This window comes from Enterobacter sp. N18-03635, from assembly GCF_004006055.1.
Classification (GTDB): Bacteria; Pseudomonadota; Gammaproteobacteria; order Enterobacterales; family Enterobacteriaceae; genus Enterobacter; species Enterobacter vonholyi.
In genome coordinates this window covers 2,260,997-2,274,922 of record NZ_CP034769.1, presented here as the reverse complement: position 1 = coordinate 2,274,922, position 13,926 = coordinate 2,260,997, and the positions used below count along the sequence as shown (strand labels likewise).

Here is a 13,926-nt window from a genome sequence, read left to right as displayed (position 1 = left end):
TTATTTCGCGCTGCTGGCGTCACGGTTGGTATAGGTCACAGGGACCCAGGCATAGCCCCCTTTCTCGCCTTTCGTCACATAGCCGATGCCCGGGAAAGTCAGGTGCGGGGCGGCAACCAGGTCCTTGTTTTTCACAAAGTCAGCGAACGCATGCTCGCGAACGCTTGCCGCTTTGTACTCATCTTCATCGTAGGTGATGGTCACCGCAGGCTGCGGAAACTGAACCGCCGCGGCATGAATGATGTCGCCGACAAAGGTGATCTTCTCGCCTTTGCTCGTCAGCGTGTAGAAGGCTGAGCCCGGCGTGTGGCCGGGATGAACCGTGCCGGTCAGCCCCGGTAGAATCTCCGATGTGCCGCTAAACGGCACCACTTTTCCCGCATCCAGATAGGGTTTTAAGGTCTTCTGCGCGACGTCAAAGTAGTTCTTGCCGTAGCCGGTTTTCTTCTGATTGTCGTCGTTAAAGAAAAAGTCGATATCCGGTTTGCCAACGAAAACGCGCGCGTTGCTGAACACCACCTTGCCATCCTTCACCAGACCACCGGCATGATCGGAGTGGGCGTGGGTCAGCAGGACTTCAGTAATGTCCTCGGGTTTTATCCCCTGCGTGGCGAGGCTTTCAACCAGACGTCCGCCGGTATCAGGGCCAAAGAGCTGGCCCGAGCCGGTATCCACCAGGATTTTATGTCCGGGTATCGCAATCAGAAAAGCGTTGATGGAGACCTCAGCCGGGTTGGTCTGAAAGTTTTTCGCGAGCAGCGCATCAATGTTTTGCGGCGTTGTCCGGCGCAGCAGCTTGTGCAGATCCTGCGCGACGGTCCCGTCGGTAAACGAGGTGACCAGAACGTCGCCGACCTGCACGCTGTAACCGCCCGCCGGTTGTTTAACGACGTGCTGGGGCGTCTCCGCCGAGGCCTGGAGCGCAGGGTAAAAAAGCAGTGAACTGGAAATCAGCGTGGAAAGAGCAAGTTTTTTCACGGTAAGCATACGAGTCTCCTTTGAAAGTGCTCATCTTACTGCTCCGTAAAATTATAAGAACCTGCCCAGAAATGATAGGACCTATAAACGGGATGGATAGGAAACCGAAGGGCCGGGAAGGCGCGCGATAGCTTTCCCGGCCCGTAGACATTATTTTTTCAGCGGCGCGTTCCAGCTGTCCGGCGTGGCTTTGGACCAGGAGCCATAAGCGGCATTAGGCAGCACAATCCAGTCGTTGCCGAAGTGTTCGGCGCTGGCTTCAACCAGCTCACGCTGCTGTTCGCTCGGCTTTTTATTTTTAAACTGCACGGCGAAGTCCGGCAGGCTGTCGCCGAACAGCATCACGATCTGCTGCTTTTTGAGGATGCTCTGGCGGCGCTCTTCCTTGCTGACCGTGTCCAGAAGCACGCTTTCATCGGACACCTGCGGAAGTCCCAGGGCTTTTAACGTCCTGAGCGTATCGGCTTTATTTTCCTGCATACGGTCCGAGACATAATAGATACGGACCTTGCTTTGATTCACGTGGTCAAGAAACGCTTTCGCGCCGGGAATTAAGCCGGGTTTTCCCTGTTTTTCCCAGTCGCTCCAGGTGTCCCATTTCGTATAGTCGTGACACTGCTCCGTGTCGCGCACCAGCAGAGGGGTGTTATCCAGCACCGTTTCATCCAGATCCATTACCACGGCGTAGTTTTCGGGCGTTTTCAGATCCTTTAACTTTTCGTTGAAACGCTCGGTGGCAAACCGATAGGTTTGCAGCTGAAGGGCCATAATCTCTGCCGATTTCTGCTGATAGCGCAGCGCCATTTCGTACGCTTTCGGTTCGCACAGGTCGCGCCCGGCAGCCGTCGCGGTTGCCGCTGCACTCAAAACCGGTAATGCCAGCAGTAATGCCTTAGCCATTGAATTCACGCTTTTTTCCTCAACACCCTGGTTAAAATCCCGAAAGCGTAAGGAAATTCAGTGACAGAAATATGACCGCGATGTGGCAATGTGTTTCCGCTAGACCAGCATGTAATACCAGAAGAGGGCAACCTCGTCCTTTTCTGGTAAAGCGTTGTAGAGATAACGGTCGTATCCGCCCAGGGTAAATCCGTAATTACGGTAAAACAGACAGGCAGAGACGTTCACATTTTGTGTTTCAAGCCGTAATCCCGGCGCGTTTACGCTGCGGGCCCACACGTGCGCGGCGGCCATTAATTTTTGCGCGGCGCCGGTTCTGCGTCTGGTGCGATCGACGGCAATATAATCCACTGAAATAAACTTATTCCAGCCGATTGACGCGGTAATAAATCCGGCTAATTCACCGTCATCCGTTTCCGCCACAAGAAATATGGCGTCCGGATTAACGCAGTGGTTTTCAAGGGTTTGAATGTCGAGTTCGTAGGTTTTTATCCACGGTTCTGCGACGGCTTCGATATGCAAATCACAGTGGATAAACGGCTCTCGCGCAATGTGGCTAATGGTGAAAGAAAAGTCACAACATTCAAGACGGACGAGGTCCGTATTTAATCCTTTTCGAATCTGCATAGTATTCCCGTTAGTGAGTTATTTCATAAAGAATAGACGAAGCGGTTAAATCCGCTGAGCTCACGCACTTTTAATCCTGAACTAAGCTTGTACTTCGTTCCGCGTAAAATGTGGGTCATTCGAGGACAATGAATGGAATTCAGGACATTTCAAAAGCAGTGGGGTGCTGAGTTTATTTCCGATGACGTTGTACGTTTTCGCGTCTGGGCAGAAGGACAGAAAGAACTTACGCTACGTCTTGCCGCCACCGACGTGCCGATGACGGCAACAGGCGGCGGCTGGTTCCAGGCAGACGTCCCCGGCGTCACGCACGGTGCAGAATATCAGTTTGTTCTTCAGGACGGCATGGCGGTGCCCGATCCCGCCTCGCGGGCGCAAAAGGGCGACGTTAACGGCCCCTCGGTGGTGATCGATCCCCGACGTTACCAGCCGGTCAACCGCGACTGGGCAGGGCGTCCGTGGGAAGAGACGGTCATTTACGAACTGCACATCGGCACCTTTACCCCGGAGGGCACCTTCCGGGCGGCCATCGACAAGCTGCCGTATCTGGCAGAACTCGGGATTACCCAGCTTGAAGTGATGCCCGTCTCCCAGTTTGGCGGTTCCCGCGGCTGGGGATATGACGGCGTGCTGCTGTATGCCCCACACTCAGCGTACGGCACGCCGGAGGATTTCCACGCGTTTATCGACGCCGCGCACGGGCTGGGGCTTTCCGTGGTGCTGGATATCGTGCTCAACCACTTTGGGCCCGAAGGAAACTATCTGCCTCTGCTGTCGCCCGCGTTTTTTGATGCACAGCGGATGACGCCGTGGGGTAACGGCATCGCCTACGAGCGCGAGCCGGTCAGGCAGTACATCACCGACGCGCCGCTCTACTGGCTGACGGAATACCGTCTGGACGGGCTGCGCTTTGATGCCATCGACCAGATTAAGGACGGCTCGGACACCCATGTTCTCGAGGAGATTGCCACCCGGATCCGCGAGACCATTCCGCACCGTCACGTTCACCTGACCACGGAAGACAGCCGCAACGTGATTTTCCTGCATCCGCGCGATGAACAGGGCAACGCGCCGCTGTTTACCGGCGAGTGGAACGATGATTTTCACAACGCTGCCCACGTATTTGCCACCGGCGAGACCCACGCGTATTACCAGGATTTTGCCTTTGAGCCTGAGAAGAAGTTCGCCCGGGCGCTGGCGGAAGGGTTTGTCTACCAGGGCGAGGTGTCTCTGCAAACCGGAGAATCTCGCGGGGTGGAGTGCCGCACGCAGCCGCCGCAGTTCTTCGTCGATTTTATTCAAAACCACGATCAGACAGGCAATCGCGCCCAGGGCGAGCGGCTTATCTCCCTCGCGGGTGCCGACAAGACGCGGGTGCTGCTTGCCGCGCTGCTGCTCTCCCCGCATATCCCGCTGCTGTTTATGGGCGAGGAGTTTGGTGAAACGCATCCGTTCCTGTTCTTCACCGACTTTCACGGCGAACTGGCAAAGGCGGTGCGGGAAGGGCGCGCGAAAGAGTTTACCGGCCACGCCGGACACGATGAAGCCGTCCCGGATCCGAACGACGTGAACACCTTCGTTCGCTCAAAGCTCGACTGGAACAAAATCGCCACCGACGAGGGCAAAACGTGGGTGCGCTACACGCGCCACCTGCTGACGCTGCGTCATCGCCATATCGTTCCGCTTCTGCATTCGCGCGGTGCCGTTGAGGGCCATGTGCTCAAGACCGCGCCCGGCATGGTGGCGGTGTGCTGGCGCTTTCCGTCGGGGACGCTCTCACTGGCGCTTAATATCGGCATTAAGCCCGTCGCGCTGCCCGCTATGGCGGGGGAGACGCGTTTTGCCTCGCCGGAGGTCACTGACGTTTTACCCCCGAACGGTATTGTCGTTCGCTTTGCTGATGGAGAAGCATCGTTATGATCCCTTCCGCCACGTACCGAATTCAGTTCCGTAACGGCATGACCTTTGACCGCGTTGTGGCGCTGGTGCCGTACATGAAGGACCTCGGCATCAGCCACCTTTACGCGTCGCCCGTATTCACTGCCACGACGGGGTCTACCCACGGCTATGACGTGACCAACCCGAATGAAATCGACCCCGCGATCGGCGGGCGAGACGGGTTTGACCGTTTGGCCGCGGCGCTTAAGCAGGCCGGTATGGGGCTGATTCTGGACATTGTCCCGAACCATATGTCCACCTCGCTGGAAAACCTCTGGTGGCGGGACGTGATTGAATACGGCCAGCAAAGCCGCTATTTTCGCTATTTTGATATCGACGGGTCACGACCGCTTACGCTGCCGTTTCTTGGCGATACCTTTGAGGCGGAGCTGGAGAAGGGAGCTATCACCCTAAAACGTGACACTGTCACGAAAAAGGCCGCGCTGGTCTACTACGACGCCGAGTATCCGCTCAACCCGGGTACCTACAGCGAGGAGAAGAGCATTGCCGAACTGCACAACGCGCAAAGCTGGCGGCTGATGTCCTGGCGGGAGGCGCCGAAGCAGCTCTCATGGCGGCGCTTCTTTGAGATAACCGGGCTGGTCGGCGTTCGGGTTGAAGATGACGTAGTCTTCGACGATACGCACCGGCTGATCCTTGAGCTGGTCCACGCGGGCGTGGTGGATGGTCTGCGCATTGACCATGTCGACGGTCTGGCGGATCCGCTGGGCTATCTGCAGCGCCTGCGGCAGGCGGCCGGGCCCGACTGCTACATCACGGTCGAAAAAATTCTCGCCAAAGGGGAACAGCTCCCCGCTGACTGGCCGGTATCCGGCACCACCGGCTACGAGTTTATCGCCTCGCTGGCGGAAGTGCTGGTTGACGACAGTAGCCTGGGGCGTCTGGAGAAAATCCACGACGAGACGCTGGGCATCACGGTCGATCGCCATGCGGAACTGCGCGATGCCAAAGGCCTGATGGCCGATCGCAATTTTGAGGGTGAATTCACCACGCTGCTAAACATTGCTGAGGATCTGGCCCGTCGCAATGAGGTTGCGCTGCCGCGCGAGGAAATCCGTCACGCGCTGCGCGAACTGCTTATTGCGTTTCCGGTCTACCGCACCTACGGCACCCGGGAAGGATTAACCCCGCCGGACGTGGCGCTGCTTAACCGCGTGGTCGCCAGCGTGGAGACGTCGGAAGCGGCGCTCAGCCTGATCGTGCGCATTCTTACCGGCGATCTGCCGGAAGATTGCCGCGAGAGCGCCGCGCTTTTCAGGACCCGCTTCCAGCAGCTTACCGGGCCGCTGATGGCGAAGTCCGTTGAAGACACGCTCTTCTTTCGCCACAACCTCGAGCTTGCGCTCAACGAAGTGGGCGCCGACCCGACGCCGCGCGCGTTTTCATTATCCCGCTTCCACCAGGAAATGCGCATTCGTCTGGCCCGTCAGCCCGATGCGCTGCTGGGCACCTCCACGCACGATACCAAGCGCGGGGAGGATGCCCGCGCACGCCTTTACACCCTGACGGAAGCCCCGGAGCGGTGGGGCGACAACCTTGCCCGCTGGCGGCAGATGAACCAGACCCAGGTGCGTTTTCTCAATGACGGTACCGCGCCGAACGCCGCCGATACGTGGATGATCTACCAGGCGCTGGCAGGCGTCTGGCCCGCCACGCTGTCACCGGACGACGCCGACGGGCTGAAATCACTGCAAGAACGCTTCCTCGGCTTCCTCGAAAAAGCGCTGCGCGAGGCGAAACAGCGCACCGACTGGATCGACAGCAACGAGAGCTATGAGAGCGTGGTGTTGAGCTACGCGCGGCACCTGCTTTCGCCGGACAACAGCCCGTTCCTGCATGATTTCAGCGAGGCGATGCAGCCCTTTATCCGCGCCGGGTTAATGAACAGCCTCAGCCAGACGGTGATCAAGCTGACGGCGCCCGGCGTGCCGGATATCTATCAGGGCAGCGAGGCGCTTAACTTTAGCCTCGTTGACCCGGATAACCGACGGGAGCCGGACTTTCCGGCCCTGGTGCAGAGCCTCAGCGCGGCGGATGCCGGGGTGTTTGACAACCCGGCATGCTGGCGGGACGGCAGGGTGAAGCAGTTTGTTACCGCCACGCTGCTGCGGCTTCGACCGCACTACGACGCGCTTTTCCGCTACGGCGACTGGCTGCCGCTTAAGGTCAGCGGCGAGCACGAAGATAACCTGATTGTCTACGCGCGCGTTAAGGACGACGAGGCGCTGATTGTTGCCGTGCCGCGTCTGGTTTTTGATGTCACCGATAATCATCAGCTGTGGGTCAATACCACGGTGGCGATACCCGAGGAGCTGACGGGGAAACGCTATCGGGATCTGTTCAGCGGTGAGAGCCGCATTCTGCAAGAGACGCTGGATTTAACGTCAGAAAAGGGATGTGTACTGGTTCTGCTTACCTGCGAATAATCGTGGAGAACGAAAATGGCAAAGGATACTACGTTTGAAATTCGGGCCGGTCATGGCCAGCAGTTGGGTGCGAATTATGACGGGAAAGGGGTCAACTTCGCGCTGTTCTCCGCTCACGCTGAACGGGTGGAGCTCTGTCTGTTTGACCCGTCCGGGAAAACGGAAATCGCCCGGCTGGAGCTGCCGGAGTATACCCATGAGGTCTGGCACGGCTATGTGCCCGATCTGAAGCCGGGTGCGCTGTACGGCTATCGCGTCTACGGCCCCTACGACCCGGAAAATGGTCATCGCTTCAACCCGCATAAGCTGCTTATCGACCCTTACGCCCGCGAAATGGTTGGCGATATCGACTGGAACGACGCCCATTTCGGCTATGAGCTGGGGCATGATGAACTGGACCTCAGTTTTGATACGCGCGACAGCGCGCCGTTTACGCCGAAATGCAGGGTCATCGACCCGAATGCCTTTGACTGGCAGGACAACAGCCGGCCGAACGTGCCCTGGCCGCATACCGTTGTCTATGAAAGCCACGTGAAAGGGTTTACCCAGATGAACCCGGCCATTCCGCCCGAGCTGCGGGGCACGTTTGAGGGGATGGGGCACAAAGCCTCGGTCGACTATATCAAAAGCCTCGGCATTACCTCGGTGGAGCTGCTGCCGGTTCACTGGTTTCCGGACGATCAGCACCTGCTCGACCGCGGCCTGAAGAACTTCTGGGGCTATAACACGCTGGGCTTTTTTGCCCCTGCGTCACGCTACTACGGCCCGGCGGGGATCCAGGGCTTTCGCGATATGGTGCGCGCCTATCATGACGCGGGCATCGAGGTCATTCTGGACGTGGTGTACAACCACACGGCGGAAGGGAACGAGCTTGGCCCCACGCTCTCGTTTAAGGGGATTGATAACTACAGCTATTACCGCACGCTCCCGGACCAGCACCGGTACTACATCAACGACACCGGGACCGGAAACACGGTCAACACCTCGCACCCGCGCGTGCTGCAGATGGTGATGGATTCCCTGCGCTACTGGGCGGAATCGATGCACATCGACGGTTTTCGCTTCGACCTTGGGACGATCCTGGGCCGCGAGCCCGAAGGGTTTGACCCGCGCGGCGGTTTTTTTGACGCCATGACCCAGGATCCGGTGTTATCCCGTCTGAAGCTGATTGGTGAACCCTGGGATATCGGCCCCGGCGGGTATCAGGTCGGCGGTTTCCCGCCGGGCTGGGGGGAGTGGAACGACAAATACCGCGACACCGTTCGCGAGTACTGGAAGGGGGACAATGTCTCCACAGACTTTGCCGCGCGCCTGCTCGGTTCTGGCGATCTGTACGATCTGCGCGGACGTCGCCCGTGGGCCAGCGTCAATTTTATCACCGCCCACGACGGCTTTACGCTGAATGACCTGGTGTCGTACAACGAGAAGCACAACGCCGACAACGGCGAGGACAATAACGACGGGCATAACGATAACCGCTCGTACAACTACGGCGAGGAAGGGCCAACCGAGAACCCGGATATCATTGCTACCCGGGAGCGGCAGAAACGTAATTTCCTGACCACGCTGCTGTTCTCCCACGGCACGCCGATGCTGCTGGCGGGGGACGAGTTTGGCCGTACGCAGAAGGGGAACAACAACGGCTACTGTCAGGACAGTGAGATCTCGTGGATCGACTGGAAGGGGCTCTCCGAAAACGACGCTGCGCTGCGCGAGTTTACCCGTCGTCTCATTGCCCTTCGCGCGCAACAGCCGCTGCTGCGCCGTGAAAGCTGGCGCGACGGGCTGGAGATCCGCTGGTTCAATGCCGGGGGTGGCCCACAGCAGGCCGAGCAGTGGGATGAAGGCTCGACGCTCGGGGTCTCCATCAGCAGGCCGGATCTTCAGCAGGAGGACGGCATCTGGCACGACGTGCTGATGCTGTTCAATCCGTTTGAAGGCACCGTGCCGTTCCAGATCCCGCAGTTTGGCGAAGGGGGATGGGTGCTGGAGCTGTCTACGGCGGATGACGCCGCCACCGGGACAGCGATCACCGAAACCGTTGAGTACGCGCTGGCCGGACGGAGCATTACGCTGTTCCGCCGTCCTTAGTTACAGTGACGCCGCCGCCCGTGCGGCGGTGTCATACAGGGAGGAGATCGTGCGTAACAGCTGCGCGGTCTCGCCAATCGACTTCCCGGCAATGCCGCTCTCCGCGTGGATCGCAATCAGGCACGCTTCCCGCACGTCCCGGTATTTCATGCACAGCGCTTTCCCTTCCTCGGTGGTAGAGAAAAAGAGCTCTTTGCCCGCTTTCTCGCTCGTCACGTAGCCGGCTTTGACCAGTTTTTTCAGGGCATAGGTCACCACGTGGGTATCTTCCACGTTGAGGACGAAGCAGATATCGGCCAGCTTTTTCTTGCGGTTGCGGTGGTTCACGTGATGCAGCAGCGAAACGTCAAAGGCGCCCATATCGGGCTCGCCGGCAGCCGTCATGCAGCGCACCATCCATTTGTTAAACGCGTTGCTGGTCATGATCAGCGCATATTCCAGCTCTGATAACTCCGCGCAGCGCTCGGATACCAGATGGCGGGAAGAGACGATCCGGCCATCGTTGATATCGTCGCGATCGGGTGAAGCACTCTTTTCTGAGGTCATAACGTTCCTTAGCCAGAAATGTAAACTCATCGATAAAATAAGAACATTTTATTGATAATTTGTTTACATGTTTTTGAGGTTCAGATATAGCTTTTTAGCGCAGGTTTTGCGAAGCCTGCCAACAAAACACAACATCGCTCGCCGCAAATTAAAAAAATAGCCGTCGGCGCGCAACGCTCACTTTCGATAGGGTAAACGTTATGGACGGTACTACGCTGCTGCCGCTGATCGGGATACCGATCGTGGTTATTGGTTTTGCACTGCGCTTCAACCCGCTGCTGGTGGTCGTGGTGGCGGGGCTGGCGACGGGTCTGCTGGTCGGCATGGATTTCGGCATGCTGCTGGAGACCTTTGGCGAGAAGTTCGTCAATAGCCGATCGCTGGCCACCTTCATCCTGATCCTGCCGGTAATTGGTCTGCTGGAATATTACGGGCTTAAAGAGCGCGCCCAGGCCTGGGTGGCGAAGATCGCCAGCGCCACCTCGGCGCGTATTCTGATGCTCTATTTTGTCGCGCGGGAAGGCACCGCCGCGCTGGGCCTGATGTCGCTGGGCGGTCATGCCCAGACGGTGCGCCCGCTGCTGGCGCCGATGGCCGAAGGGGCGGCGCTGAACGAATATGGCGAGCTGCCGCAGCACATTCGCGACAAAATCAAAGCCCACGCCGCCGCGTGCGACAACATCGCGGTCTTCTTTGGGGAAGATATCTTTATTGCCTTCGGGGCGGTGCTGCTGATCGACGCGTTCCTGAAAGAAAATGGTATTCAGGGCATTGAACCGCTGCATATCGGCCTGTGGGCCATTCCAACCGCCATTGCGGCATTAGTTATTCATATGACGCGCCTGCTGCGCCTCGATGCAAGCATCCGCCGCGACGTAATGGCCTGGCGTGCAGAGCAGGGTACGCAGGAGGCTGCGCAATGATGACGCTTATCACCATTAACCGCGTTTACTACCTGATTGGCTTTGTCGTGATGCTGCTGGTTGTGATGACCCTGCGCGATCGCGCTAATCCAAAGCGTTTTACCACCGCGCTGTTCTGGTTCTTGTTTGGCGGGATCTTTCTGTTTGGCGATCTGATGGTTCAGGAGCTGGGGAAATCGCTGGCGTACCGGATAATCGGCAGCGGCGTTATCGTTATCGCGCTGCTGGCGGGTTTTGGCCTCGTCGGGAAAGGACACTATAAAATGTCGACCGAGGAGGAGCGCGTCGCGTCGTCAAACCGGCTTAAAAACTGGCTGTTCCTGCCCGCGCTGATGATCCCGGTGGTGACGGTGCTGGGCACGTTATTCCTGAAGGGCGTTTCGATCGGCGGCGTGTTTCTGCTCGATCAGAAACAGCTGACCCTGGCGGCGCTGTGCGTGGCCTGCGTCGCGGCGATCCTCACCGGCTGGTGGCTGACCAAAGGCACGCCGCTGCATGCCGTTCGTCAGTCTCGTCGTCTTGTCGATACCATCGGCTGGGCGGTGATCCTGCCGCAGATGCTGGCCATGCTCGGCGGCGTGTTCGTGGTGGCCAACACCGGCGACTCGGTGCAGAAGGTGGTGAGCCTGTTTGTGAACCCGGATAGCCGCTTCATGCTGGTGGTCATTTACTGCGTGGGTATGGCGCTGTTTACCATGATCATGGGTAACGCCTTTGCGGCATTCCCGGTGTTAAGTGCCGGTATCGCCTTGCCGTTTCTCATCAACGTGCATCACGGCAACCCGGCGCCGCTGCTGGCGATTGGCATGTACGCGGGCTATTGCGGCACGCTGATGACGCCGATGGCCGCGAACTTCAATATCGTTCCCGCCGCGCTGCTGGAGCTGAAGGACAAATATCAGGTGATCAAGATCCAGATCCCGACCGCGTTAACCCTTCTGGTGGTGAACGTGTTCTTAATGTATTTCCTCGTGTTTCGCTAAGGAGCTGTCATGGAATTAACGCAAGATCAGGCCGACGCGTTTGCCCGCATGCCTTTGACCTATTTGCGCCAGGAATACCCGAACCACATCATGCACCTGCTGAATGATGATGGTGACGTTCTGCCGCCGCGCGAGCTGCATCCCATTTTCTACGGCTGTTTTGACTGGCACTCGGCGGTGCACGGCTACTGGCTGCTGCTGCGCTGCGTGCGGCTCTATCCAGAATTACCTTGCCGGGACGCGATCGTCGCGCTTTTTGACGAGCACATAACCGAAGAGAACGTGGCGAAGGAGCTCGCCTATTTTACCGCGCCGTTCCGCGCCTCGTTTGAGCGGCCGTATGGCTACGGCTGGCTACTTGCGCTGGCCCAGGAGCTGAAACAGTCGTCGCTGCCGCAGGCCGCGGGCTGGTATCAGATGCTGGAGCCGTTAACTCAGGACATTCGCAACCGGCTGGTGGATTACCTCGGCAAGCTCACCTATCCGATCCGCGTCGGGACGCACTACAACACCGCGTTTGCCCTCGCGCTGGCGCTCGATTACGGTCGCGCAGTGGGAGACAAGGCGCTTGAACAGGCGATTGTGGCAGCGGCGGAGCGGTTTTATCTCGCCGACACGCGCTATCCGGCTCATTATGAGCCCGGCGGAGACGAGTATATTTCCGGCGCGCTGACGGAGGCGCTGCTGATGAGCAAAGTGTCTGAAGACTTCCCGGCCTGGTTTGACGCGTTTCTGCCGGAGGTGGGTGCCGTTACGGCGCTGATGAATCCGGCGGAAGTGAGCGATCGCACCGACCCGAAAATTGCCCATCTGGACGGATTAAACCTCAGCCGCGCCTGGTGCATGAAGCATATTGCTAAAGCGCTTCCCGCAAACCATCCGGCGCAGCAGGCGCTGCGCGAGGCGGTGACGAAACATCTGGCCGCAAGCGTTGAGCATGTGGTTGGCAGCCACTACAGCGGCGGGCACTGGCTGGCGAGCTTTGCGCTACTGGCGCTGGAGTAAATAAACGCGCTGCGCCGTGAGGCGCAGCCTGTTAAGCCGATGCCCGAACCGCAGGGCGCAGCCTGCTCAGGCTAAATAAGACCGATCCCGTTGAGGCAATCACCGCAATCCACAGCGCCAGATGCACGGCCCGGTCATCAAGCGTTTGATGATCTGACCCTGTCGTCACAGCCAGCAGCACCCCCACCGCGGCGGCACCGAGACACTGGCCGAATGTCCTGACGATAGAAAGCACGCCAGAGGCATAGCTGGCATATTCCCGCGCCACGTTAGAGAGCATTTCCCGGTTATTGGGACTCTGGAAGCAGCCAAACCCAATCCCACAAACCAGGCTGCGCAGGCAGATATTCCATACGGAAGGATTTGCCGGCAACATCGCCAGCAGGACCAACCCACCAACAAACACGATCAGCCCGAGGGTCGAGATCAGCGGCGCGGAAATGGTATCCGCCCAGCGACCCGCGTGCGGCGCGATCAGTACGATGCCAATTGGCCACGGGGTAAACAGCAGCGCCGACACCACCGGGCTGTAGCCATATACGCTCTGAAACAGGAACGGCAGCGCGACAAACGTGATCCCCTGGCTCACAAACGAGGCCAGCGAGGTCAGCGCGGCGAGGGTGAAGCGCCCGTTTCTGAACATCACCGGCGGCAGTAACGGATGTTGCGCACGCCGAATCCGCCAGGTAAAGGCGAAGGCGCTGACCAGCGCGAGAACGCCCCAGAAGATGGCCTGCGCGCTAATCTGTTGCGCCACGTGCTGAAGGCTGTCGGCCAGCATGATCGCGGAACCTAACAGGACGGCGGAGAGCACGGCGCCCGGCGCGTCAAAGGGAGTTCGGTCCACGGCCGATTCCCGCGGTAAGGCCCGCCATGCCAGCATCAGGGCGATGCTGCCCGGAATGAGGTTAATGGCGAACAGCCATTGCCAGCTCAGGGCGTCCAGTATTGTTCCTCCGAGCACAGGAGCAATCGCCGTGCTGGAGGCGATAAGCAGGGCGTGCAGCCCCAGAATGCGGCCAAGCAGTCGGCCAGGAAAAACCGAACGCAGGATCGCCGGGGCGATACTCAGGGTCGCCGCCCCGCCGATGCCCTGCAGGATCCGCATCCCGGTTAACATTTCCGGCGTTGTTGCCAGCGCGCAGCCGAGCGAGGTGAGCGTAAAGGCGGCAAGCCCGGTCAGAAAGATCGGGCGATAGCCCACGCGCGCCGCCAGCGCCGCGAAGATGGCCAACGTCATCGCCGCTGACAGCAGATAGCCGTTGGCGAACCAGACCGCAACGTTCGCGGGGACCTGCATCGCCCTTGCCATAGAGGGGAGCGCGATGTTGATCATGGTGCCGTCAAAGACGCCCATCAGCGTGGTGGTCATAACGGCGGCCAGGACCCGGGCGCGTTCATGCCCGGGTAAACCTTCATCGCCGGGCAGGTTTGAAAATAGCGTCATCGTCGTTACTCCGGATAAGAATCGTGATGACGAAACTATAA

At 58.9% G+C, this 13,926-nt stretch carries 11 protein-coding genes; 6 read left to right on the top strand and 5 right to left on the bottom strand.

What is annotated here, in order from left to right; genetic code table 11:
• From ELK40_RS11580 to ELK40_RS11570, 3 genes are all read right to left on the bottom strand, one after another.
• Positions 1-987: an MBL fold metallo-hydrolase gene (locus ELK40_RS11580; protein WP_127730941.1), complete on the bottom strand. Its 987-nt coding sequence runs from the start codon at positions 985-987 to the stop codon at positions 1-3.
• A gap of 141 nt (positions 988-1,128) precedes the next feature.
• Positions 1,129-1,887, bottom strand: a complete 759-nt coding sequence (locus ELK40_RS11575) for a 5'-nucleotidase, lipoprotein e(P4) family (RefSeq protein WP_127730939.1) — start codon at positions 1,885-1,887, stop codon at positions 1,129-1,131.
• 90 nt (positions 1,888-1,977) lie between these two features.
• Complete coding sequence (locus ELK40_RS11570) at positions 1,978-2,505, bottom strand: GNAT family N-acetyltransferase (protein WP_041909946.1); 528 nt, start codon at positions 2,503-2,505, stop codon at positions 1,978-1,980.
• A gap of 132 nt (positions 2,506-2,637) precedes the next feature.
• Between ELK40_RS11570 and treZ the strand changes: the two genes are divergently transcribed.
• The 3 genes from treZ to glgX are packed head-to-tail and all read left to right on the top strand — an operon-like array spanning position 2,638 to position 8,981.
• Complete coding sequence (gene treZ, locus ELK40_RS11565) at positions 2,638-4,425, top strand: malto-oligosyltrehalose trehalohydrolase (protein WP_127730937.1); 1,788 nt, start codon at positions 2,638-2,640, stop codon at positions 4,423-4,425.
• Complete coding sequence (gene treY / locus ELK40_RS11560; RefSeq protein ID WP_127730935.1) at positions 4,422-6,890, top strand: malto-oligosyltrehalose synthase; 2,469 nt, start codon at positions 4,422-4,424, stop codon at positions 6,888-6,890. Before treZ ends, treY begins: the two co-directional genes overlap by 4 nt.
• Before the next feature lie 15 nt (positions 6,891-6,905).
• Positions 6,906-8,981, top strand: coding sequence for a glycogen debranching protein GlgX (glgX, locus tag ELK40_RS11555; protein ID WP_127730933.1), 2,076 nt, complete (start codon positions 6,906-6,908; stop codon positions 8,979-8,981).
• Here the strand turns inward: glgX and ELK40_RS11550 are convergent, their stop codons facing one another.
• Entirely contained in the window at positions 8,982-9,527 is a 546-nt protein-coding gene (locus tag ELK40_RS11550; RefSeq protein WP_127730931.1) for a winged helix DNA-binding protein, read from the bottom strand.
• Between the two features lie 200 nt (positions 9,528-9,727).
• Here ELK40_RS11550 and ELK40_RS11545 point away from each other — a divergent pair, with 200 nt between their 5' ends.
• Genes ELK40_RS11545 through ELK40_RS11535 form a run of 3 tightly spaced genes read left to right on the top strand, consistent with a single transcriptional unit; the run spans position 9,728 to position 12,438 of the window.
• Positions 9,728-10,450, top strand: a complete 723-nt coding sequence (locus ELK40_RS11545) for a DUF969 domain-containing protein (protein ID WP_023327494.1) — start codon at positions 9,728-9,730, stop codon at positions 10,448-10,450.
• Positions 10,447-11,433, top strand: coding sequence for a DUF979 domain-containing protein (locus tag ELK40_RS11540; RefSeq protein ID WP_127730929.1), 987 nt, complete (start codon positions 10,447-10,449; stop codon positions 11,431-11,433). Before ELK40_RS11545 ends, ELK40_RS11540 begins: the two co-directional genes overlap by 4 nt.
• Before the next feature lie 9 nt (positions 11,434-11,442).
• A complete protein-coding gene (locus ELK40_RS11535; RefSeq protein WP_127730926.1) occupies positions 11,443-12,438 on the top strand; it encodes a DUF2891 domain-containing protein in 996 nt (331 codons plus the stop codon).
• 31 nt (positions 12,439-12,469) lie between these two features.
• Here the strand turns inward: ELK40_RS11535 and ELK40_RS11530 are convergent, their stop codons facing one another.
• Entirely contained in the window at positions 12,470-13,885 is a 1,416-nt protein-coding gene (locus ELK40_RS11530) for an MFS transporter (RefSeq protein WP_127730923.1), read from the bottom strand.
• Positions 13,886-13,926 lie beyond the last annotated feature (41 nt).

Excerpts from the sequence above, each read along its gene's own strand:
- treY (WP_127730935.1), top strand. The coding sequence starts at position 4,422 with ATGATCCCTTCCGCCACGTACCGAATTCAGTTCCGTAACGGCATGACC.
- glgX (WP_127730933.1), top strand. The coding sequence starts at position 6,906 with ATGGCAAAGGATACTACGTTTGAAATTCGGGCCGGTCATGGCCAGCAG.
- ELK40_RS11570 (WP_041909946.1), bottom strand. The coding sequence starts at position 2,505 with ATGCAGATTCGAAAAGGATTAAATACGGACCTCGTCCGTCTTGAATGT.
- ELK40_RS11535 (WP_127730926.1), top strand. The coding sequence starts at position 11,443 with ATGGAATTAACGCAAGATCAGGCCGACGCGTTTGCCCGCATGCCTTTG.
- ELK40_RS11545 (WP_023327494.1), top strand. The coding sequence starts at position 9,728 with ATGGACGGTACTACGCTGCTGCCGCTGATCGGGATACCGATCGTGGTT.
- treZ (WP_127730937.1), top strand. The coding sequence starts at position 2,638 with ATGGAATTCAGGACATTTCAAAAGCAGTGGGGTGCTGAGTTTATTTCC.
- ELK40_RS11530 (WP_127730923.1), bottom strand. The coding sequence starts at position 13,885 with ATGACGCTATTTTCAAACCTGCCCGGCGATGAAGGTTTACCCGGGCAT.
- ELK40_RS11580 (WP_127730941.1), bottom strand. The coding sequence starts at position 987 with ATGCTTACCGTGAAAAAACTTGCTCTTTCCACGCTGATTTCCAGTTCA.
- ELK40_RS11540 (WP_127730929.1), top strand. The coding sequence starts at position 10,447 with ATGATGACGCTTATCACCATTAACCGCGTTTACTACCTGATTGGCTTT.
- ELK40_RS11550 (WP_127730931.1), bottom strand. The coding sequence starts at position 9,527 with ATGACCTCAGAAAAGAGTGCTTCACCCGATCGCGACGATATCAACGAT.